Annotated in this window: 21 protein-coding genes and 2 tRNA genes; 13 read left to right on the forward strand and 10 right to left on the reverse strand. The window is 70.3% G+C overall.

From position 1 onward, the window contains the following. The first annotated feature begins 45 nt into the window (after positions 1-45). Positions 46-2,520 carry an ATP-dependent helicase HrpB gene (gene hrpB, locus QNA08_RS04925; RefSeq protein ID WP_283739561.1) on the forward strand — a complete coding sequence of 825 codons (2,475 nt, stop codon included), beginning with the start codon at positions 46-48 and terminating at the stop codon, positions 2,518-2,520. A gap of 15 nt (positions 2,521-2,535) precedes the next feature. Here the strand turns inward: hrpB and QNA08_RS04930 are convergent, their stop codons facing one another. From QNA08_RS04930 to aroA, 4 genes are all read right to left on the reverse strand, one after another. Then, positions 2,536-2,919, reverse strand: a complete 384-nt coding sequence (locus QNA08_RS04930; protein ID WP_283739562.1) for a methylglyoxal synthase — start codon at positions 2,917-2,919, stop codon at positions 2,536-2,538. Positions 2,920-3,027: 108 nt separating this feature from the next. Beyond that, entirely contained in the window at positions 3,028-3,807 is a 780-nt protein-coding gene (locus QNA08_RS04935) for a DUF1194 domain-containing protein (protein ID WP_283739563.1), read from the reverse strand. 132 nt (positions 3,808-3,939) lie between these two features. Next, on the reverse strand, positions 3,940-4,578 hold the full coding sequence (gene cmk / locus QNA08_RS04940) for a (d)CMP kinase (RefSeq protein ID WP_283739564.1): 639 nt from the start codon (positions 4,576-4,578) through the stop codon (positions 3,940-3,942). Between the two features lie 11 nt (positions 4,579-4,589). Next, complete coding sequence (gene aroA, locus QNA08_RS04945) at positions 4,590-5,933, reverse strand: 3-phosphoshikimate 1-carboxyvinyltransferase (RefSeq protein WP_283739565.1); 1,344 nt, start codon at positions 5,931-5,933, stop codon at positions 4,590-4,592. Between the two features lie 180 nt (positions 5,934-6,113). Here aroA and QNA08_RS04950 point away from each other — a divergent pair, with 180 nt between their 5' ends. The 3 genes from QNA08_RS04950 (at position 6,114) to QNA08_RS04960 (ending at position 6,915) form a co-directional block, all read left to right on the forward strand. After that, positions 6,114-6,494 (forward strand): TIGR02300 family protein, encoded by a 381-nt coding sequence (locus QNA08_RS04950; RefSeq protein WP_283739566.1) that lies wholly within the window; start codon positions 6,114-6,116, stop codon positions 6,492-6,494. Positions 6,495-6,590: 96 nt separating this feature from the next. Further along, a tRNA-Ala gene (locus QNA08_RS04955) sits at positions 6,591-6,666 on the forward strand. Positions 6,667-6,839: 173 nt separating this feature from the next. Beyond that, positions 6,840-6,915 (forward strand) — tRNA-Ala (locus QNA08_RS04960). 248 nt (positions 6,916-7,163) lie between these two features. On the opposite strand, the gene QNA08_RS04965 is transcribed toward QNA08_RS04960, so the two are convergent. Beyond that, on the reverse strand, positions 7,164-7,817 hold the full coding sequence (locus QNA08_RS04965) for a UDP-N-acetylglucosamine 2-epimerase (RefSeq protein WP_283739567.1): 654 nt from the start codon (positions 7,815-7,817) through the stop codon (positions 7,164-7,166). Positions 7,818-7,898: 81 nt separating this feature from the next. On the opposite strand from QNA08_RS04965, the gene QNA08_RS04970 reads away from it, so the two are divergent. Both QNA08_RS04970 and QNA08_RS04975 read left to right on the forward strand, forming a co-directional pair. Further along, positions 7,899-8,327, forward strand: coding sequence for an Hsp20 family protein (locus tag QNA08_RS04970; RefSeq protein WP_283739568.1), 429 nt, complete (start codon positions 7,899-7,901; stop codon positions 8,325-8,327). Positions 8,328-8,366: 39 nt separating this feature from the next. Then, the gene (locus QNA08_RS04975; RefSeq protein WP_283739569.1) at positions 8,367-8,633 is read left to right on the forward strand and encodes a BQ00720 family protein; all 267 of its coding nucleotides are present in this window, start codon (positions 8,367-8,369) and stop codon (positions 8,631-8,633) included. 48 nt (positions 8,634-8,681) lie between these two features. Here QNA08_RS04975 and QNA08_RS04980 read toward each other — a convergent pair whose 3' ends face one another. After that, the gene (locus QNA08_RS04980; RefSeq protein WP_283739570.1) at positions 8,682-9,458 is read right to left on the reverse strand and encodes an alpha/beta hydrolase; all 777 of its coding nucleotides are present in this window, start codon (positions 9,456-9,458) and stop codon (positions 8,682-8,684) included. Between the two features lie 76 nt (positions 9,459-9,534). Between QNA08_RS04980 and QNA08_RS04985 the strand changes: the two genes are divergently transcribed. Next, positions 9,535-10,770 (forward strand): glycosyltransferase, encoded by a 1,236-nt coding sequence (locus QNA08_RS04985; protein WP_283739709.1) that lies wholly within the window; start codon positions 9,535-9,537, stop codon positions 10,768-10,770. 174 nt (positions 10,771-10,944) lie between these two features. Then, positions 10,945-11,475, forward strand: a complete 531-nt coding sequence (infC, locus tag QNA08_RS04990) for a translation initiation factor IF-3 (protein WP_283739571.1) — start codon at positions 10,945-10,947, stop codon at positions 11,473-11,475. 314 nt (positions 11,476-11,789) lie between these two features. On the opposite strand, the gene acuR is transcribed toward infC, so the two are convergent. The 3 genes from acuR to acuI form a co-directional block, all read right to left on the reverse strand. Continuing rightward, entirely contained in the window at positions 11,790-12,446 is a 657-nt protein-coding gene (gene acuR, locus QNA08_RS04995; RefSeq protein WP_283739572.1) for an acrylate utilization transcriptional regulator AcuR, read from the reverse strand. Between the two features lie 39 nt (positions 12,447-12,485). Beyond that, entirely contained in the window at positions 12,486-13,064 is a 579-nt protein-coding gene (locus QNA08_RS05000; RefSeq protein WP_283739573.1) for a peroxidase-related enzyme, read from the reverse strand. 85 nt (positions 13,065-13,149) lie between these two features. Beyond that, positions 13,150-14,139, reverse strand: a complete 990-nt coding sequence (gene acuI, locus QNA08_RS05005) for an acrylyl-CoA reductase (NADPH) (protein WP_283739574.1) — start codon at positions 14,137-14,139, stop codon at positions 13,150-13,152. Between the two features lie 558 nt (positions 14,140-14,697). Between acuI and rpmI the strand changes: the two genes are divergently transcribed. From rpmI to QNA08_RS05030, 5 genes are all read left to right on the forward strand, one after another. Continuing rightward, entirely contained in the window at positions 14,698-14,898 is a 201-nt protein-coding gene (gene rpmI / locus QNA08_RS05010) for a 50S ribosomal protein L35 (protein ID WP_283739575.1), read from the forward strand. Positions 14,899-14,939: 41 nt separating this feature from the next. Further along, positions 14,940-15,302, forward strand: coding sequence for a 50S ribosomal protein L20 (rplT, locus tag QNA08_RS05015; protein ID WP_283739576.1), 363 nt, complete (start codon positions 14,940-14,942; stop codon positions 15,300-15,302). Between the two features lie 157 nt (positions 15,303-15,459). Continuing rightward, a complete protein-coding gene (gene pheS / locus QNA08_RS05020; RefSeq protein ID WP_283739577.1) occupies positions 15,460-16,542 on the forward strand; it encodes a phenylalanine--tRNA ligase subunit alpha in 1,083 nt (360 codons plus the stop codon). Positions 16,543-16,657: 115 nt separating this feature from the next. Further along, complete coding sequence (gene pheT / locus QNA08_RS05025) at positions 16,658-19,081, forward strand: phenylalanine--tRNA ligase subunit beta (protein ID WP_283739578.1); 2,424 nt, start codon at positions 16,658-16,660, stop codon at positions 19,079-19,081. 165 nt (positions 19,082-19,246) lie between these two features. Beyond that, a complete protein-coding gene (locus QNA08_RS05030; RefSeq protein WP_283739579.1) occupies positions 19,247-19,597 on the forward strand; it encodes a hypothetical protein in 351 nt (116 codons plus the stop codon). A 46-nt stretch (positions 19,598-19,643) separates the two neighbouring features. On the opposite strand, the gene QNA08_RS05035 is transcribed toward QNA08_RS05030, so the two are convergent. Continuing rightward, positions 19,644-20,417, reverse strand: coding sequence for a HesA/MoeB/ThiF family protein (locus QNA08_RS05035; protein WP_283739580.1), 774 nt, complete (start codon positions 20,415-20,417; stop codon positions 19,644-19,646). Between the last annotated feature and the right edge of the window lie 180 nt (positions 20,418-20,597).

Here is a 20,597-nt window from a genome sequence, read left to right on the forward strand (position 1 = left end):
CGCCACACGCCGGTCATGCTCACCTGCCGATCGCCTTCGCCCGCCATGCGCCGCTTTGCCGAACCGCTGCCCATCGACGTTGTGCTGGACGAGCTCGCGCAGGCGCTCGCCGCCCGGCCGAGCGCGGTGCTGGTGGCGCCGCCCGGTGCCGGCAAGACGACGCGCGTGCCCCTCGCGCTCCTCGACGAGCCTTGGGTCGGGGGCGGCAAGATCATCCTGCTCGAGCCGCGGCGGCTCGCGGCGCGCAGCGCCGCCGACCGCATGGCGCGCACGCTCGGCGAGGAGGTGGGCGAGACGGTGGGCCTGCGCGTGCGTCTCGGCTCCAGGATCGGCCGCCGCACGCGCATCGAGGTCGTGACCGAGGGCGTCTTCACGCGCATGATCCTTGACGATCCGGAACTCACCGGCGTCGCGGCCGTGTTCTTCGACGAATTCCACGAGCGCTCGCTCGACGCCGATTTCGGCCTCGCGCTCGCGCTCGACGCGCAGGGGGCGTTGCGGCCGGATCTGCGCCTGATCGTCATGTCGGCGACCCTCGACGGCGCGCGCGTCGCGCGTCTTCTCGGGGATGCGCCCGTCATCGCGAGCGAAGGCCGCGCCTTTCCCGTCGACACCCGCTACGTCGGCCGCGATCCGCGCCAGCGCCTCGACGAGCAGGTCGCGGCGGTGGTGACCGCGGCGCTCCGCGCCGAGCCCGGCTCGCAGCTCGTCTTCCTGCCCGGCCAGGGCGAGATCCGGCGCGTGGCGGACCTGCTCGACAGGCGCATTGCCGATCCGGCGGTCGAGATTGCGCCGCTCTACGGCGCCACGGACCGGGCGGAGCAGGACCGCGCCGTCCTGCCGGCTCCGCCCGGACGGCGCAAGGTGGTGCTCGCCACCTCCATCGCCGAGACCTCGCTGACCATCGAGGGGGTGCGCGTCGTCGTCGATTCCGGGTTCGCCCGCGTGCCGCGCTACGAGCCCGACATCGGCCTCACGCGGCTCGAGACCGTGCGTGTGTCGCGCGCTGCCGCCGACCAGCGCCGCGGGCGCGCCGGGCGCACCGAGCCGGGCGTCTGCTACCGCCTGTGGGAGGAGGCGGCGACGGGGGCGCTCGAGCCCTTCGCCAAGCCCGAGATCCTTGCCGCAGATCTCGCGCCCCTCCTGCTCGACTGTGCCGCCTGGGGCGTTGCCGATCCGACGACGCTCGCCTTCCTCGACCCGCCGCCCAGGGCGGCGCTCGCGGAAGCGCGGGCGCTCCTCGCGGAGCTCGACGCCATCGACGCCGACGGGCGCCTGACGCCAATGGGCCGGCGCCTGCAGGCCCTGCCCCTGCCGCCGCGGCTCGCGCGCATGATCCTCTCCGCGGCCGGGCAGGGGGCGGCAGGCACGGCGGCCGAGATCGCGGCCCTCCTGGTGGAGCGCGGCCTCGGCGGCGATTCGACCGATCTCGGCGAGCGCCTGGAGCGTTTCCGCCGCGACCGCTCGCGCCGCGCCGAGGACATGCGCCGCCTTGCCGCCGGATGGGCCCGGCAGGCGGGAGAGGGCGCTGTCGGGCCGGTGTCCACCGACACGAGTCCCGGTGCCCTCCTCGCGCTCGCCTATCCCGACCGCATCGCCAAGGCCCGTGGCAGGGCCGGCGAGTTCCTCATGGCGAACGGCCGCGGCGCGGCGCTCGAGGCGAGCGACCGGCTGGCGCGCGAGCCCTTCCTGGCGGTGGCGGAAATCGCGGGCGCGGCTGCCGCGGCGCGCATCCTCATCGCCGCGCCGCTGACGTCCGCCGAGGTCGAGGCGGTGGCCGGCGCGCATGTCGAGGAGGTGCAGGAGGTCACCTTCGACAGGGCCGCGCGAGCCCTGCGTGCGCGGGCGCTGCGCCGCTACGAGGCGCTGGTGCTCGCCGAACGGCCGCTTGCCGTTCCGGCGACCGGGGAGGCGGCCGAAATCCTCGCCCGCGGGCTCGTCTCGCTCGGGCTCGACGTGCTGCCCTGGAGCAAGGCCCTGTCACAATGGCGCGAGCGCGTCCTCTTCCTGCGCCGGGCCGAGGGGGAGGAGTGGCCCGACCTGTCGGACGAGGCGCTCGTCCGGACGGCGGCGGACTGGCTCGCCCCGCATCTCATCGGGCGGACGGGCCTGGCTGCCATCGATGCCGGCACGCTCGATGCGGCTCTCAAGGCACTCCTGCCCTGGGCCCTGCAGCGTCGCCTCGATGTCGAGGCGCCGACGCATTTCGAGGTGCCGACGGGATCGCGCATCCCGATCGACTACGGCGGCGAGGAGGGGCCGGTGCTCGCCGTGCGCGTGCAGGAGCTCTTCGGGCTCGACGAGCATCCGGCGCTCGCCGGCGGGCGCGTGCCCCTCGTGCTGCATCTCCTCTCCCCGGCGCACAGGCCGATCCAGATCACGCAGGACCTGCCGGGCTTCTGGCGCGGGTCGTGGGCGGCGGTGAAGGCCGACATGCGCGGACGCTACCCCAAGCACCCCTGGCCGGACGATCCGCTCGCGGCGCCGCCGACCACGCGCGCCAAGCCGCGGGCGCGGTAGGGCGCCGGGGGCGCCTCAGCGCCGTGCCAGCGCGCCGACGAGGATTTCCGCCGTCGCCCGGTTGAGGGCCACGGGGATGTCGTAGACGAGGGCGAGCCGCGTCAGGGCCTTCACGTCCACGTCGTGCGGATGCGGCGAGAGGGGGTCGACGAAGAAGAACAGGGCACCGATGCGGCCCTCGGCGATCATGGCGCCGATCTGCTGGTCGCCGCCGAGCGGCCCGCTCTTGAGGCGGGTGATGGCGAGTTCCGGGCAGCGCTCCATCACGCGTCCGCCGGTGGTGCCGGTGGCGTAGAGGGTGCAGGCGGCGAGGACGGACCGGTGCGCCACGGCAAAGGCGGCCATCTCGTCCTTCTTGGCATCATGGGCGACGAGGGCGACGGCGGTGCGGTCGGGCATGGGCGAGACTCGCGGCGATTCGGTCACCCACAAACATGACCGATGGCGGGGGAGCTGTCCCCGTCCGCGCGCACGATCCGTTCCGCGTCTGCGGTGGGGCGAGGCCGCTCAGTTGCCCATCCGCTCGTTCCATTGCCGCTCGCCGACGAGGCAGGAGACGCGCGGCTGTGTCGCCTGGGCGCGGACAATCTCGGCCGCCGGCGGCGCATGGCCCGCGACCTCGAGGATGAGCTTGGTGCGGATGACATCGGTGAACTGATGCTGCTCGCGGATCGGCACCATGAAGGCGCCCTGGCCGCCGATGACGCAGTCCCGGAAGTAGTCGTCGAGCTCGACGATGTCCATGTAGCCGGGGCGCTTGAGCATGATCGGCAGGCCGTTGATGGTGATGCCGCGGGCCACCGCCTCGTCGCGTGCGGCGGTCACCGCCCGGCCCTGGTTGTTCGGCCCGTCACCCGAGACGTCGATGACGCGCTTCAGCGGCTTGAACGGGATATCGGTGAAGAGCTTCGCAGCGAAGTCGATGCCGCCGGAGACGGACGTGCGGTAGGCCCGCCGGATCGGCGCGGCCTTGAGCTTGTCGATGAAGGCGTCGGCGCTTTCCGGCCCCTCGATGATCTGCCAGGGCACGATCACGTCCTGGGTGGCGGTGCCTGCCCATTCGAGATAGGTGACGGCGATGCGCCCGACGGCGCCGCGCCGCACGGCGTCGAGGAAGGGGAAGGAGCGCAGCGCCTCGACATATCCCTGTCGCTGGAGCTGCTGTTCCTCCTCGTCCATGGAGTAGGAGATGTCGACCGCCAGCACGAGCGCCACGTCGACCTCCTGCTGGGCCTGCGCCGGTCCGGCCAGGAACAGGGCCACAGAGACGATACCTGCGCTGGCCACGCCCCTGATCCAGCGCCCGCCTCGCAAGAGCCTCGACATCCCGACGACCATCGCCGCCTCCCGCCATTCAAGGAGAGGACGGGAGACAGTGTGACACCGGTGTTCCCTCAGGCCAACGGCGCCGCGACCGCCTCACAAGGAGTTGTAGGCCGCGATCCTGCTTTCCACGAGTTGTAGTGCTGCCTGGAAGGCCTCTTCGATCGTCAGGCCGGTTGTGTCGAGGATGACCGCGTCCGGCGCGGGCAGGAGGGGGGCCGTGGCGCGCCCGGAGTCGCGCGCGTCGCGGCGGCGGATGTCGGCGAGGATCGCGGCTTCGTCGGCGGGCTCGCCGCGCCCCACGAGCTCCAGCGTGCGGCGGCGAGCGCGCTCCTCGGCGCTTGCCGTGACGAAGAGCTTCACCGGCGCGTCCGGGCATATGACGGTGCCGATGTCGCGTCCGTCGAGCACCGCGCCGGCGGGCTGGGCCGCGAAGCTGCGCTGCTGGGCGAGGAGGGCCGCGCGCACGTCCGGGAAGGCGGCGACGATCGAGGCGGCCTCGCCCATGGGCCGCCCGCGCAGGGCATCCTCGTCCAATGTCGCCACGTCGAGCGTGGTGGCGGCCGCGACGGCATGGTCGCGCGCGTCGAGAGGCAGGCCCGCGTCGAGGAGGCGTTTCGCCACCGCGCGGTAGAGCAGGCCCGTATCGAGATGCGGCAGGCCGTAGTGGGCGGCGAGCCGCTTGGCGAGCGTTCCCTTGCCCGAGGCGGCGGGGCCGTCGATGGCGATGATCATGGGCGCGGGTCTCACGCGATGTCGGCGCCGAGCCCGCGCATCAGCGGGACGAAGGTCGGGAAGCTCGTCGCGATCATCGTGCCGTCGTCCACCTTCATGGGCTTCTCGGTGGCGAGGCCCATGACGAGGAAGGCCATGGCGATGCGATGGTCGAGGTGCGTCGCCGCCGTGCCGCCGCCGCGCACGCGCCCGCCGGTCCCGTGCACGATGAGGTCGTCCGCCTCGATGGTGCTGTCGACGCCCGCCGCCGCAAGCCCGGCGGCGACCGCGGCGAGCCGGTCCGACTCCTTGACGCGCAGCTCGTGCAGGCCGCGCATGCGCGTGTCGCCGCTGGCGAAGGCCGCCGCGACCGCGAGGACCGGATATTCGTCGATCATCGACGGCGCCCGGGCCGCCGGCACGTCGACGCCCCTGAGCGCCCCCGCGCGGATGCGCAGGTCGGCGACCTCCTCTCCGCCCTCCTCGCGGCGGTCGAGGAAGGTGATGTCCGCGCCCATCTCGACGAGGGTGGTGAGCAGGCCGCTGCGCAGCGGATTGATCATCACACCCTCCAGCACGAGGTCCGAATCGGGCGCGATCAGCGCCGCCACCAGCGGGAAGGCGGCAGAGGAGGGATCGGCCGGGACGACGACCACCGCCGGCCGCAGCTCCGGCTGGCCGACGAGCGTGACGCGCCGCCCGTGCTCGCCGGCCGGTTCGACCGCGACCTCGGCGCCGAAATGGCGCAGCATGCGTTCGGTGTGGTCGCGCGAGGCCTCGCGCTCGATGACCGTCGTCGTCCCCGGGGCGTTGAGGCCGGCGAGGAGGACGGCGGACTTGATCTGCGCCGAGGGCACGGGCGTCTCGTAGGTGATCGGGATCGTCTCGCGCGCGCCGCGGATGGTCAGGGGGCAGCGGCCGCCCTCGGCCTCGCTCACGATCTCCGCTCCCATCCGGACGAGCGGATCGAGGATGCGGCGCATCGGGCGCTTGCGCAGCGAGGCGTCGCCGTCGAAGGTCGCAGTGACGGGATGGCCGGCGACGACGCCCATCATGAGGCGCGATCCCGTGCCGGCATTGCCGAAGTCGAGAACGTCCCGCGGTTCGACGAGACCGCCGATGCCGACGCCCCGCACGCGCCAGGATCCCGGGCCGGTACGCTCGACCATGGCGCCGAGCGCCCTGGCGGCATCGGCCGTGCGCAGAACGTCCTCGCCCTCGAGCAGGCCCTCGACGCGGGTCTCGCCGACCGTCAGCAGGCCGAGAATCATCGCGCGGTGGGAGATCGACTTGTCGCCTGGTACGCGGATGCGGCCCGACAGCTTCTCCGAGCGGCGGGCGGTGAGGGGCGCGGGGGCTTGAGCGTGGGCGGACACGGGCGTTCGTCTCGGCGGCAGGGATGGACCGCCGCCTCCTAGCACGCGCTCGCGCGAGCGTCATCCCGCCGCAGCCCGCGGCGGCAGGCGGGTGGCGCCGACTCGGATTTCGCATTTGACAGGTGCGGGGCACGCGACTAACGGGAGCGCTCACCCCTATTTCTGCGAGAGTGCGAACCCGTGGCGAAACCGGAACTCGGCACCAAGCGCCAATGCCTGAGCTGCGGCGCCAAATTCTACGATCTCAACAAGGATCCCATCGTCTGCCCCAAGTGCGGCACGGTCTTCCAGGCCGTCGCGCTGGCGATGCGCGGACGGCCCGAGGCGGTCGCGGCACACGGCGAGGACGAGGAATCCGAGATCGAGACCGGCGCTGCCGAGCTCGTGTCGCTCGACGAGGTCGAAGCTGGCGACGACGGCAAGGAACTGCCGGGCGACGAGGACATCGACGTCGGCGAGGATATCGGCGACGACGACACGTTCCTCGAGGAGGACGAGGAGTCCGAGGACGATGTGTCCGGACTTATCGACAGCGATCTCGAGGACGACGAAGAGGCTTGAAAGCCCGATCGAGGGAAGCTATAGACCCGGCCGTCGCCGCGTCGCGGTTTCGACGGCCGACCCCGGTGCTCCCCAAGGCGCCGGCATGAGTTGAGTGGGGCCATAGCTCAGTTGGGAGAGCGCTTGAATGGCATTCAAGAGGTCGGCGGTTCGATTCCGCCTGGCTCCACCAAACCCGCGGCGCTCACCCGGCAGGTGAACAGTCAGCGATCGTTGCCGGAAGCGGCATCATTGCCGCGTTCGCCGCTCTTCCTCCGAGAGGCGGAGGGGCGGCTTGAAGACGACCGCGGGGCCGCCGCGGCATCCGCAGGTGTGGCGCTCCCCAAGGCGCCGCGCGATTTGAGTGGGGTCATAGCTCAGTTGGGAGAGCGCTTGAATGGCATTCAAGAGGTCGGCGGTTCGATTCCGCCTGGCTCCACCAACTCTCCCAAAGAACACAGCTCTGCCAAAGAACCTGGCGTGACGTGATCGGGGTGCAGCCGGGGGGCTCCGGCGGGCAAGCACCCGATGCCGGCGATCCCTGGTGAAGGCGCCATTTTTCGGCCCCGGCCGATGAATCATGGCGTCGAGGGGCATGGCTGACCGCGCCGGCAGGGGACATCGCCAGCCCGGGGACGGCGCCGTCAGGACGAGGCGGGTCGGGAAGCGCCGGCCGGCCGGCGCTCCCCGTCAGACAAGCGCGTGCATGAGCTCCGCTACGACGGCGGCCGACCGGCCGTCGCCGTAGTCGGGGATTTCGCGCCGCGGCTTGTAGCGATCCTCGGTCCACAAGCGATTCCAGCCCGCTTCGATGGTCTCGACCCATTCGGTCTCGTCGCGCAGCGTCACGCACGGCACGCGATGGAAATAGGCTTCCTTCTGCAGCCCGCCCGAATCGGTGAAGACGCTCGCGGCGTGATGCACGAGCTGGGTCATGTCCAGATATCCGAGGGGGTCGACGAGCCTCAGTCCGCGCGGCGCAATGCCGTTGCGTTCCAGCAGCTTGCGCGTCCGCGGATGAACGGCCATCACCACCGGCTGCGTCAGAGCGGCCTCCTCCAGCCACGCCACGACGCGCGCCAGCCGCTCCGGGTCATCGGTATTCTCGGCGCGGTGGATCGTGGACACCGCGTAGGTGCGCGGCGTCAGCTCCAGGATGTCGAGGATTCGCGAGCGTGCGGCTGCGCGCTCGACGGCGGCCGGAAGCTTCGCGCGGCGGCACGGGCTTGCGCAAGGCGTGGCGCTAGCTGCCCTATATCCTGGCCCCTGGCAAGGGGCGCGCAACAGGGCCGGGCGAAGGCGCGGCGCCTTGGGTCTCTTGAACGGAGCACGGAACGTCGTCATATCAATGGCGGCAGCACAGGCTGCCCAGGGTGCCGCGTGAGGCGGGCCCGCCTACGAAGTGCCTGAACGAGGGCTTCGCACATGTCACGAGTACCGTCTCTGTCTTCCCCCTTCCTGCTCGGGTTCGACGAGATCGAGCGCGCTCTCGACCGGGTCGCGAAGGCCGCGTCGGACGGCTATCCGCCCTACAACATCGAGCGGATCGCCCGCACTGCCGACGAGCCCGAGAGGCTCCGCATCACGCTCGCGGTGGCCGGTTTCACGCGCGACCAGCTCGAGATCACGCTCGAGGAGAACCAGCTCGTCATCCGCGGGCGGCAGGTGGAGGACAAGACGCGCCAGTTCCTGCACCGCGGCATCGCCGCGCGGCAGTTCCAGCGCGCCTTTCTCCTCGCCGACGGCATGGAGGTGCTCGGAGCGGATCTCTCGAACGGCCTGCTCTCCGTCGATCTGGCAAGGCCGGAACTCGAGCGCATCGTGCGCAAGATCGACATCCTGGCGCGCGACTGATCGCGGCCGGTTTCGCCACCGCTTCAGAAGGAGGGTGCGATGAACGACGATGTCTTCGAATTCAAGGGCAATGTGACCGACCGCGCCGCGCTCGTGCTCGCGGGCGAAGGCAAGGTGGCCTATGTGAAGCAGATGCGCTCCGAAGACGTGAAGCGCGTCTTCCCGCAGGCGCCCGACATCCAGCCGGGCCTCGAACTCTTCGCGTTGCTCGCGGCGGACGGCACGCCGATCCTGCTCACCGATTCCCGTGACGCGGCCATCGCCAACGCCTGGGTGAACGACCTCGAAACGGTGAGCGTGCATTGAAGACGGCTCGGCCCGCGGGCCATCGCCCGGACCGGGGGATGCGCGGGCTCAATCGTCGGCCCGGGCGACGGCGCCGATGAGGAGAGCAAGGTCCTGCGGCCGCGACAGGCGATGTTCGCCGTCCTTGACGAGCGTGATCGTCGCCGCCTCTCCAGGCAGGTGTTCGATGAGCGTCATGGCGTGCCGCCACGGCACGTCGGGGTCCTGCATGCCCTGCAGGATGTGCACCGGGCAGCCCGGCTCGATCGGTGCGCCGAGGAGGAGATGGGCGCGCCCGTCCTCGATGAGGGCGCGCGTGATCGGATAGGGATCGGCCGAATAGAGGGACGGGCGCATGAACACGCCCGTTTCCCCGATGGCGCGCCGCGCCTCGGCCGGAAAGGCATCCCACATCAGGCGCTCGGTGAAGTCGACTGCGGGCGCGATGAGGACGAGCCGCAGCGGGCGCCGGTCCGGCGCGCTCTGGCGGAGGGCCCGTGCCGCGAGCAGCGCGAGCCAGCCGCCCATCGACGAGCCGACGATGATGGGGCGGCCGGGCGCGTATCGCGCAAGGACGGCGAGGCTCTCCTCCAGCCAGCGGGAGATGGTGCCCTCCTCGAAGCGCCCGTCCGACTCGCCGTGCCCGGAATAGTCGAAGCGCACGTAGGCGCGGCCGTGCTCGGCCGCCCAGGCATCGAGGGCTTCGGCCTTGGTTGCGCGCATGTCCGAGCGGAAGCCGCCCAGCCAGACCACCGGGGGGCCTGCGCCCGGGCGGGCGAGGACGGCGATGCGGCGGGCTTCGGCGCCCTTTCCGACGTCGAGAAATTGCGGTTTCGGCGCGCTCACCCTAAACACTCCAGAAGAAGCGAGTCCGTGCATGGTGACTCGCCGCAGGAGGCCTCATACACCGGTGATCTCGTCGATGCGACCCGGCGCACCCGTCCATTTCCCCGCCACCGGGGCGCATCCGCTCGCGGGCCGGACGGTGCTGCAGATCGTGCCCGAACTCGAGACGGGCGGGGCGGAACGCACGACGGTCGATGTCGCGGCGGGGCTCGCGGCGGTCGGCGCGCGGGCCCTCGTCGCGACCGAGGGCGGGCGGCTTGTCGGCGAGCTGCAGGCGAAGGGCGGGGTATGGATCCCCTTTCCGGCTCGAACGAAGAACCCCTTCGTCATGCTTCTCAACGTCCGGCGGCTCATCAGGCTCTGCCTCGACGAGGGGGTCGGCATCGTCCACGCGCGCTCGCGCGCCCCGGCCTGGTCGGCGCTCGCGGCGGCGCGCACCCTCGACCTGCCCTTCGTCACCACCTACCACGGCAGCTATGCCGGCCGCTCGGCCGTCAAGATCAGGTACAATTCGGTCATGGCGCGAGGCGACGTGGTCATCGCCAATTCGCACTACACGGCCGATCTCATCCTCAAGGCGCACCCTTTCGCGCGCGACCATCTGCGCGTCATCCACCGCGGCACCGATCTCGCCGCCTTCTCGCCGGCGGCCGTGGCACCGGAGCGGGTCGAGGCGCTGCGCCGGGCCTGGTCGATCGCGCCGCACGAGCGCATCGTCCTTCTGGCGGCGCGGCTCACCGGCTGGAAGGGGCAGAAGGTGCTGATCGAGGCGGCGAAGCTGCTCGTCGAGCGGGGCCTGCGCGACGTCGTCTTCGTGCTCGCCGGCGACCATCAGGGACGCGACGCCTACGTCAAGGAGCTCGACAGCCTCATCGCCGGCAACCGGCTCGAGGGCGTCGTGCGCCGGGTCGGCCATTGCGCCGACATGCCGGCGGCCTTCCTCGCCGCCTCCGTGGTGACGGTGCCGTCGACCGAGCCCGAGGCCTTCGGCCGCGTTGCGGTCGAGGCGCAGGCCATGGGCACGCCCGTCGTCGTCTCCGATCTCGGCGCGGTGCCCGAGACGGTGCTCGCGCCCCCGCAGGTGCCGCCGGGCGAGCGCACGGGCTGGCACGTGCCGGCAGGGGATGCGGTCGCGCTCGCCGCAGCCCTCGGCGAGGCGATGGCGCTCGGCGCCACCGCCATGGACGCGCTGACGGCGCGGGCGCGGGCCCATGTCGAGCGGTATTTCTCGCTCGAACGCATGGTGTCGGACACGCTCGACGTCTATTCGGCCCTCGTCGAACGGGGCGCGCGGGCAACAATCGCGCCGTAGCCCTTGGTTAGCCGCGCGAAGCTGTTGACTTCTCGGGGCGTTCTGCAAATGTCGCTTGTCCAGCGAGCATGTGCGTCGTCGTGAGGGTGCATCGGGCCGGATCGAGCCGGCCGGTTTGCCGAAGCCGCCTCGCGCACCGGCGCTTGAGAGGAGATACGAACCATTCGCAGGCCTATGAGATCGCTTGCGGTTCCGCAGAAGGAGGGACCGCGCGCCAACCGAGACATTCGCGGTGTCCGTGAGGTTCAGCTCATCGACGAGAACGGGCAGAACCGGGGGATCATGTCATTCTTCGACGCGCTGCGCGTCGCCGAGGAGGCGGGCCTTGACCTCGTCGAGATCGCACCGAACTCGACGCCGCCGGTGTGCAAGATTCTCGATTACGGCCGCTACAAGTTCCTCGAGCAGAAGAAGGCCGCCGAGGCGCGCAAGAAGCAGAAGACCGTCGAGGTCAAGGAGATCAAGCTGCGCCCCGGCATCGACACGCACGACTACGACGTGAAGATGAAGGCGATGCGCCGCTTCTTCGAGGAAGGCGACAAGGTCAAGGTGACCCTGCGCTTCCGCGGCCGCGAGATGGCCCACCAGGACCTCGGCTACAAACTGCTCATGCGCGTGCAGGAGGAGGCGGCCGACATCGCCAAGGTCGAGAGCGCGCCGCAGCTCGAAGGCCGCCAGATGATCATGATCCTGGCGCCGCGGTAAGGCGCCGGTCGCGCGGGACGCGTTCAGGCCGCCGGCGTTGTCCGGCGGCTTTTTGTGTCGGGCGTTTGCGAGGCTTCCAGCGGAGGTGCCCCGTCTGAGCGCACATCGGTCAAAGGTGAGCTTCGGGGCGAAGTCTGCCACAACCGGACCTTCATCGTGCGTCTCGACAGACGACCTTCACGCTGCGGCGGAATTCGACGCCGAGCAGTCATTCGCGGCAAACGCAACGAAGGGATCGATCCTGTCCGAAGGCGACACTGGCCTCGCGCCTGAAAGTGCGGGCAGCCGTTCGGGGGCGACCCGAGAGGATCGGCTCAAAGGCGGTGTTCGATCAGGGCAAAGAAGCCCTGGGCAAACTGATCCAGGGGCTCGGGACCGCGCTCCAGCTTGGCGCGCAGGACCGCGCCCTCCCAGCCAATCCAGAAAAAGGCGGCAAGGCGCGCGCAATCGACACGGGGATCAATCTCCCCAGCGCTCTTCGCTGCCTTGAGGCAGCGCGCGGTGCGCGCCTCCCAATCGGCAAAGACGGCGGCCAGGCGGTCGCGGAACGGGTCCGGGAGAGTGCTGATCTCCTGTCCGAGGTTTCCCACCAGGCAGCCCCGCTGATAGTCGAAGCGCGCCATGCCAGCGCGGGCGTCTTCGACGAAGGCGCGCAGGCGGGCCAGGGGCGAGAGGCTCTCATCCAGGAACCAGCGATCGAGCTTGTTCGCAAAATAGGCGGCGTACGTGTCGACCAGAGCCAGGCCGAACTCTGCCTTGCTGCCGAAGTAGTGGTAAAATGAGCCTTTAGGGACGCCTACAGCGCTCAGGACCTCATCCAGGCCCACGGCACTGAAGCCCCGCTCGGTCAATATGGCCACGCCCGCGCGCAACAGCTGCTCGCGCGCGGCGGCCAGCCGCGCCTCTCCCCGAGGCGGGCGGCCGCGACGGCGCGGGGCTGCCAGCCCGGTGGAGACGGAGCGAAGGTTCACGCTTTCCCTGCTCCTGCTTCCCATGATCCTCCGGCGCGCTCAGTCGCGCCCCATGGTGTAAAATTCGCGATTCGGGCGCATGCTGGTGACGTTCGCCAGCCGGTTCGACATGCCGAAGAAGGCCGCGATGGCCGCGATGTCCCAGGCGTCCTCCTCGTCGAAGCCATGCGTCTTGAGTGCCTCGAGATCGGCCTCTCCGACCAGGTGCGCAGACTGGCTGACCTTCATCGCGAAGTCGAGCATCGCCTTCTGCCGGTCTGTGATGTCAGCCTTGCGGTAATTGATCGCGACCTGGTCGGCGATCAGCGGGTCCTTGGCACGGATGCGCAGGATCGCGCCATGGGCGACGACACAATACTGGCACTGGTTCACGTTCGATGTCGCCACGACGATCATTTCGCGTTCGGCCTTGGTCAGGTTGCCGGGCTTGTCCATCAGCGCATCGTGGTAGGCGAAAAAGGCGCGGAACTCCTCCGGGCGATGGGCCAGCACGAGGAACACGTTGGGGATGAAGCCGGACTTCTCCTGCACGGCCTCGATGCGCTCGCGGATGTCGGCCGGCATGTCGGCGAGGCTGGGGACAGGGAAGCGGCTGACCGGAAGGTCTTGGGCTGACATGGGTGTTCTCCTTGAAATCCGCGGTTGGCGACGACCGGCGTCGCGACGTGGATAAGACAGGCATCGTGACGCGGGCGACATCCGCTCATCCGGTGCCGTCCAGGGGGACGATCACGCGCCCCCGGACCTGTCCCGCCAGCAAGCGGCTGGCGGCGGGAATGCACTCGGCGAGTGTCACGGTCTCGCAGAGCCCGTCGAGGATCGTTGGGTCGAGATCCTTGCCCAGGCGCCGCCAGGCCTCGCGCCGCTCGGGCTGAGGGCACATCACGCTGTCGATACCCGCCAGCGTCACCCCGCGCAGAATGAAGGGCGCGACGGTGGCGGGCAGCGACATCCCTGCCGCCAGCCCGCAGGCCGCCACCGTGCCACGGTAGCGCATGGACGCGCAGACATTGGCCAGAACCGGGCCGCCGGCGACATCCACCGCCCCGGCCCACTGCTCCCTGCCGAGCGGGCGGCCGGGCTCCGAGAATCGAGAGCGTGGGAGGATGTCGGAAGCGCCGAGGCCCTTGAGGTAGTCAACTTCCTCGGGGCGGCCCGTGACCGCAACGACCTCATGGCCCAACTTTGACAGGAGCGCGACCGCGATGCTCCCGACGCCGCCGGCGGCGCCTGTGACCAGCACCGGGCCATCGCCCGGCGTCACGCCGTGCTTCTCGAGCGCCATAATGCAGAGCATGGCGGTATAGCCGGCGGTGCCGATCGCCATCGCCTGGGCCATGGAAAAGGCGGATTCCAGCGGGACGAGCCATTCGCCCTTCAGCCGGGCCTTCTGCGCGAGGCCGCCCCAATGCGTCTCGCCGACGCCCCAACCGTTCAGCACCACCTTGTCGCCTGGCTTCCAGTTTGGGTGGTCCGAGGCCTCGATCACGCCCGCGAGGTCAATGCCCGGGATCATGGGGAAGCGGCGAACCACGGGGGCCTTGCCGGTGATCGCCAGCGCATCCTTGTAGTTCAAGGTGGACCACGCAACCCGGACCGTCACGTCACCCTCGGGCAACGCATGTTCGCCGACGTTCGTCAGGCGGGCGGTCTGCCCCGTCTCATTCTTCTCGATCAGGATCGCTTCGAACATTCCGAGTTTACCTCTGCCAAGTCGCCGGCTGCAGCTACAAAATAGACTGATTGGTCTATTAATTGCAAGCGGTATGCCATCCTCGGTCGAGGATCATGGCGCGTAGACGAGGACAGGAGTCCGCGCGGCGCGGCTCCACCGCCCGCACCGAGATCCTGAATGGCTCGTGCGCCGTCCTCGGAGTGCGGCGGCCGGTGAAACTGATGGTCGCTTGCGGCGGACGATGGTCGGCTGCATCAGGAAGGCGTCTGCATGGCGGGCGGGCGTCCGATATCCCACCGGCATCCGGCAAGAGCCGCCATCGGTCCAACGTCAGTCACCGGCGCATCGTTGGGCCGCCCCATTCCAGCCGCTCCCCCCATTGCCTTTATCCCCCATGTCTGGCATAAGCCCGGCCTCGTTCAGATCGCCCGGCTTATGAAGGGCTGCCGTGGCGGTCTGCAGCGCTTTCGAGCAGATGGGCCGCAGGTTGCGCCGTTCGGGAAGCGGGCTCCGCGGAATTTTCCGCAGGGACAAGGCTTCGTGAAGGGGTCGGCTGCGGCGGACAAGGGAAGCAAAATGCCCAAGCTGAAGACGAAGTCGGGCGCCAAGAAGCGCTTCAAGATCACTGGGACCGGCAAGGTGCTGGCCGCGCAGGCCGGCAAGCGCCATGGCATGATCAAGCGGACCAACAAGCAGATCCGCAACCAGCGCGGCACGACCACGCTGTTCGAGGGCGACGCGAGGAACGTCAAGAAGTTCTTCCTCCCCAACGGCTGAGTTGCGCCGACCGCAGTTTTCAAGTTCCCAGGAGAACGATCATGGCCCGCGTCAAGCGCGGCGTGACCGCCCACGCCAAGCATAAGAAGGTTCTGAAGGCCGCGAAGGGCTACTACGGCCGTCGCAAGAACACGATCCGCACCGCCAAGGCGGCCGTGGATCGCGCGATGCAGTACGCCTACCGCGACCGCAAGAACAACAAGCGCAACTTCCGCGCCCTCTGGATCCAGCGCCTCAATGCCGCGGTCCGCGAATACGGCCTGACCTACAGCCGATTTATCGACGGCCTCGGCAAGGCCGGGGTCGCGGTCGATCGCAAGGTCCTCTCGGACATCGCCATCCGCGAGCCGGAGGCCTTCAAGGCGATCGTCGAGAAGGCCAAGGCCGCGCTTCCGGCGGCCTGACGCGCGGGCGGCCCGGCCGCCCGCGACACCCCCGCCCTTCCGAGGCTGACTGCGCCCGGCGGCTCCCGCATGGAGCTGCCGTGCGCTTCGTCGTGGCCGGAGGGCTTGACGGTCCTGCGGCCTTTGCCGACAAGCGCATGGAACGCTTGAGGGACCGATGACCGACATTCCCACCCTCGAACAGACCCTCCTCGGCGCCGTGCGGGCGGCCGAGAACGAAGCAGCGCTCGAAGCGCTGCGCATCTCGGCGCTGGGCAAGAAGGGCTCCGTCTCCGAACTCCTGAAGTCGCTCGGCGCCATGACGCCGGAGGAGCGCAAGGAGAAGGGACCGCTCATCAACGGCCTGCGCGACCGCATCGCCGCCGCCATCGCCGCCCGTCGCGAGGCGCTGCAGGAGGCGGCGCTCGCCGAACGGCTCGCCGCCGAGCGCGTCGACGTGTCGCTGCCGGTGCAGGAAGGACCCGAGACGCGCGGGCGCATCCATCCGATCAGCCAGGTCATCGACGAGCTGACGGCGATCTTCGCCGACATGGGCTTCTCGGTGGCCGAAGGCCCGGACATCGAGACCGACTTCTACAACTTCACGGCGCTCAACTTCCCCGTCGGCCATCCGGCGCGGGAGATGCACGACACCTTCTTCTTCCCGCCCGATCACCGGGGCGAGCGCAAGCTCCTGCGCACGCACACGAGCCCGGTGCAGATCCGCACCATGCTCGGGCAGAAGCCGCCGATCCGCGTCATCATCCCGGGGCGCACCTACCGCTGCGACTCCGACCAGACGCACACGCCGATGTTCCACCAGGTGGAGGGGCTCGTCATCGACAGGTCCTCCAACATCGGCCACCTGAAGTGGATCCTCGAGGAGTTCTGCAAGGCCTTCTTCGAGGTCGACCAAGTGAAGATGCGCTTCAGGCCGTCGTTCTTCCCCTTCACCGAGCCGTCGGCGGAGGTCGACATCCAGTGCTCGCGCAAGGGCGGCGAGATCCGCTTCGGCGAGGGCGACGACTGGCTGGAGATCCTAGGCTGCGGCATGGTGCATCCGAACGTGCTGCGCAACTGCGGCCTTGATCCCGACGAGTACCAGGGCTTCGCATGGGGCATGGGCATCGACCGCATCGCCATGCTGAAGTACGGCATGCCGGACCTGCGCCCCTTCTTCGAGGCGGACGTGCGCTGGCTCGCGCACTACGGCTTCCGCCCGCTCGACCTGCCGACGCTGGCCGGCGGCCTGAGCGCGTGAGCCCCTTCCCGGGGCGGGCGGCTGGCCCCCCCCTCCGGGAAGCACTGCGAATCCGACTGCGATACCGATCCGGGGTGCCATCGCGCCCCGAGATGTCGATTGAAGGACGTCCGGGATGAAGTTCCCCCTTTCGTGGCTCAAGGACCATCTGGAGACCGACGCCTCGGTCGAGGAGATCGCCGAGACGCTCAACCGCATCGGCCTCGAGGTCGAAGGCGTCGAGGACAAGGCGAAGGCGCTCGCGCCCTACATCATCGCCCACGTCGTCTCCGCCGAGCAGCACCCCAACGCCGACCGCCTGCGCGTCTGCAGGGTGGACATCGGCACGGGCGAGTCCATCCAGGTCGTCTGCGGCGCGCCGAACGCGCGCACCGGCATGAAGTCGGTCTTCGCCGGCCCGGGCACCTACATCCCGGGCAAGAACATCACGCTCGGCGTCGGCAATATCCGCGGCGTCGAGAGCCGCGGCATGCTCTGCTCGGCCTTCGAGCTCGAGCTGTCGGACGACCACGAGGGCATCATCGACCTGCCCGAGGACGCGCCGGTCGGCACGCCCTATGCGGCCTATGCCGGGCTCGACGATCCGGTGATCGAGATCGCCGTGACGCCGAACCGGGCGGATGCGCTCGGCATTGCGGGCATCGCCCGCGACCTGGCCGCCGCCGGTCTCGGCCGGCTGAAGACGCCGGAGGTCGCGCCGGTGAAGGGGCAGGGGCCGTGCCCCGTGTCGGTGAAGCTCGACTTCGCCGCGGGCGACGAGAAGCTCTGCCCCGCCTTCGCGCTGCGCCTCGTGCGCGGCGTCAGGAACGGTCCCTCGCCGGAGTGGTTGCAGCGCCGCCTGAAGGCCGTGGGCCTCCGGCCGATCAATACCCTCGTCGACATCACCAACTACATCACCTACGACCGCGGCCGGCCGCTGCACGTCTTCGACGCCGCCCAGGTCGCCGGCGACCTCGTGGTGCGCCGCGCGAAGGAGGGGGAGGAACTCCTCGCCCTCGACGGCAAGGTCCATCCTCTCGACGACGGCATCGTCGTCATCGCCGACGACCGGGGCGTGGAGTCGATCGCCGGCATCATGGGCGGCGAACATTCCGGCTGCTCCGAGGCCACGATGGACGTGCTCATCGAGTCGGCCCTGTGGGATCCGCTCAACGTCGCGCAGACCGGGCGCCGTCTGGGACTCCTGTCGGACGCGCGCTACCGCTTCGAGCGCGGCGTCGATCCGGAGTTCATGGTCAAGGGGCTCGACCTCGCCACGCGCATGGTCGTGGAGCTGTGCGGCGGTACGCCGAGCGAGACGGTGGTCGCCGGGGCCGTTCCCGACACCGGCCGCGTCATCGATTTCCCCTGGACGGAGGTGAAGCGCCTCACCGGCCTCGACCTGCCGCAGCCGGAGATGAAGCTCACCCTCACGGCGCTCGGCTTCCACGTCTCGGGCACGGGCGAGCGCGTCAAGGTCTCGCCGCCGTCCTGGCGCGCCGACGTGGAGGGCAAGGCGGACCTCGTGGAGGAAATCGTGCGCATCGCGGGCCTCGACCGCGTGCCGTCGCAGGCCTTCCCGCGGCTCGAGGCGACGGTGGGCAAGCCGGTGCTGACGCTCCTGCAGCGGCGCACGCGCCTCGCCAAGCGTCTCTTCGCCTCGCGCGGCCTCGTCGAGGCCGTCACCTGGTCCTTCATCTCCAGGGGCGAGGCCGAACTCTTCGGTGGCGGCGACAAGCGCCTGGCGCTCGCCAACCCGATCGCAGCGGAACTGTCGGACATGCGGCCGAGCCTCGTCCCCGGCCTCGTCAGGGCGGCGCAGCGCAACGCCGACCGGGGCTATGCCGACGTGGCGCTGTTCGAGGTGGGGCAGGTCTTCTCCTCCGACGAGCCGGAGGGCCAGGCAATCGTGGCGGCGGCGGTCCGCCGCGGCACGGCCCGGGCCCAGGGCGTCGGCCGGCACTGGGACGGGGGCGCCAGCGAGGTGGACGCCTTCGACGCCAAGGCCGACGCCATGGCGCTCTTTGCGGCGCTGGGCATTCCGACCGGCGGGCTGCAGGTCGTCCCCGGCGGTCCGGTCTGGTATCACCCCGGCCGCTCGGCGACGCTGCAGTTCGGCCCCAAGACGGTCGTCGGCGCCTTCGGCGAGCTGCATCCCAAGGTGCTCAAGGCGCTCGACGCCAAGGGGCCGCTCGTCGCCTGCGAGATCGTGCTCGATCTGCTGCCGCCGCCCAGGGCGAAGCCCACGAAGATGAAGCCGCGCCTCGTGCTGCCCGAGCTGCAGCCGCTGACGCGCGACTTCGCCTTCGTAGTCGACAGGGCGGTCGCCGCCGGCGACATCGTCAAGGCCGCCACGGGGGCGGAGCGCAACCTCGTCGCCGACGTCACGGTCTTCGACGTCTACGAGGGGCCGCACGTGGGCGAGGGCAGGAAGTCGGTCGCGGTGGCGGTGACGCTGCAGCCGACCGAGAAGACGCTGACCGACGCCGAGATCGAGGCAATATCGCAGCGCATCGTCGAGGCGGTCGCCAGGAAGACGGGCGCGACCCTGCGCGCCTGAGAGCGGTACCGGGGTGGAAGGGGAGCGGCGCCAGCGCCCGGGCGACGGGGCGCCCCGGTGGCGCCGGCTGCCCGTCGATCCGGCCGCAAGACGGCGCTTGTTCTCGACCGCCGGCCCTGCCACATTTCCGCGCGGCACCGGCCGTCGTCGCAAAGGCCACAGGCGTTGAAAGTCCTTCTCGCTCTCTTTCTGACCGTCGTTCCCGCCGCCGCCCTCGCGCAGGCGAAGCCGCGCACGCTCGCGGATTGCGAGAAGATCGAGGCCGCGCTCGCCTACAACGCCTGTCTCGCCTCCTTCGGGCCGAGGCGGGGCGAGCGGCCGGCGCCGGGCACGATGCCGCAGGCGGAGGAGGGCGAGCCCGGGGCGCGCCCCGCCCGCGCCGCGGCCGGACGGCAGGCCATTCCCGGCGCCGTCGCTTCCGGGAAACGGGCGGGAGGGCGTTCCTTCGCGGTCTTTGACGTGACGCCCGCAAAGGGGGCTGCCCAGGGCGGGCGCCCGCGCCGCGAGACGCGATAGGCGACCGGCGGGGCGGACTAACGGATGCGGCGCTCGCGCCGCCGCCTCACTTGCCGCCGCTCAGCGGATTGTCCGGATCCCACCTGTAGCGCAGCGTCTCGAAACGCATCGACATGGCGTCGATGAGCAGGAGGCGGCCGACGAGGCTCTCGCCGAAGCCCACGATGGCGCGGATGACCTCCATCGCCATCAGCGAACCCATGACGCCGGCGAGTGCGCCGAGCACGCCCGCTTCCGCGCAGGTCGGCACCAGGCCGGGCGGCGGCGGGGCGGGGAAGAGGCAGCGGTAGGTCGGATTGGGCTTGCCATCCGCGCCGCGTTCATGGGCGCGGATCGTCGTGAGCGAGGCGTCGAAGGCGCCGAGGGCCGCCGTCACCAGGGGCTTGCCCTCGAAATAGCAGGCGTCGGAGACCGTGTAGCGTGTGGCGAAATTGTCCGACCCGTCGGCCACGATGTCATACCCGCGCACGAGCGCGCGGGCGTTGTCCTCCGTCAGGCGCAGGCGGTGCTGCTCGACCGTGACGTGCGGGTTGAGGCGGGCGATGGCGTCCGCCGCGCTCTCCACCTTGGGGCGGTCGACGTCCGGCGTGCCGTGGATGACCTGCCGCTGCAGGTTGGAGAGGGATACGACATCGTCGTCGACGACGCCCAGCGTGCCGATGCCGGCCGCGGCGAGATATTGCAGCAGGGGCGCGCCGAGCCCGCCGGCGCCGATCACGAGGACCCGGGCGGCCTTGAGCCTTGCCTGACCCGGGCCGCCGACGTCGCGCAGCACGAGATGACGGGCGTAGCGTTCGATTTCTTCCGACGAGAGCATCATGGCCTCGGCTGTCGTGGCGGGAGCTTAGGTGGTAAGCGCGGGGCGTGGAAGCCAAGGTACCATGGTCTGTGCCATAGCTGTGGACGCCCTCCGTGCCTTTGCGCCGCGAGCGCTTGGAATCCGCCGGCAAGCCGTGCCATGGTTTCGTCAAACGGGCGCGCGGCCGCGATGACGCCCGGG

This window comes from Chelatococcus albus, from assembly GCF_030067675.1.
Lineage (GTDB): Bacteria > Pseudomonadota > Alphaproteobacteria > Rhizobiales > Beijerinckiaceae > Chelatococcus_A > Chelatococcus_A albus.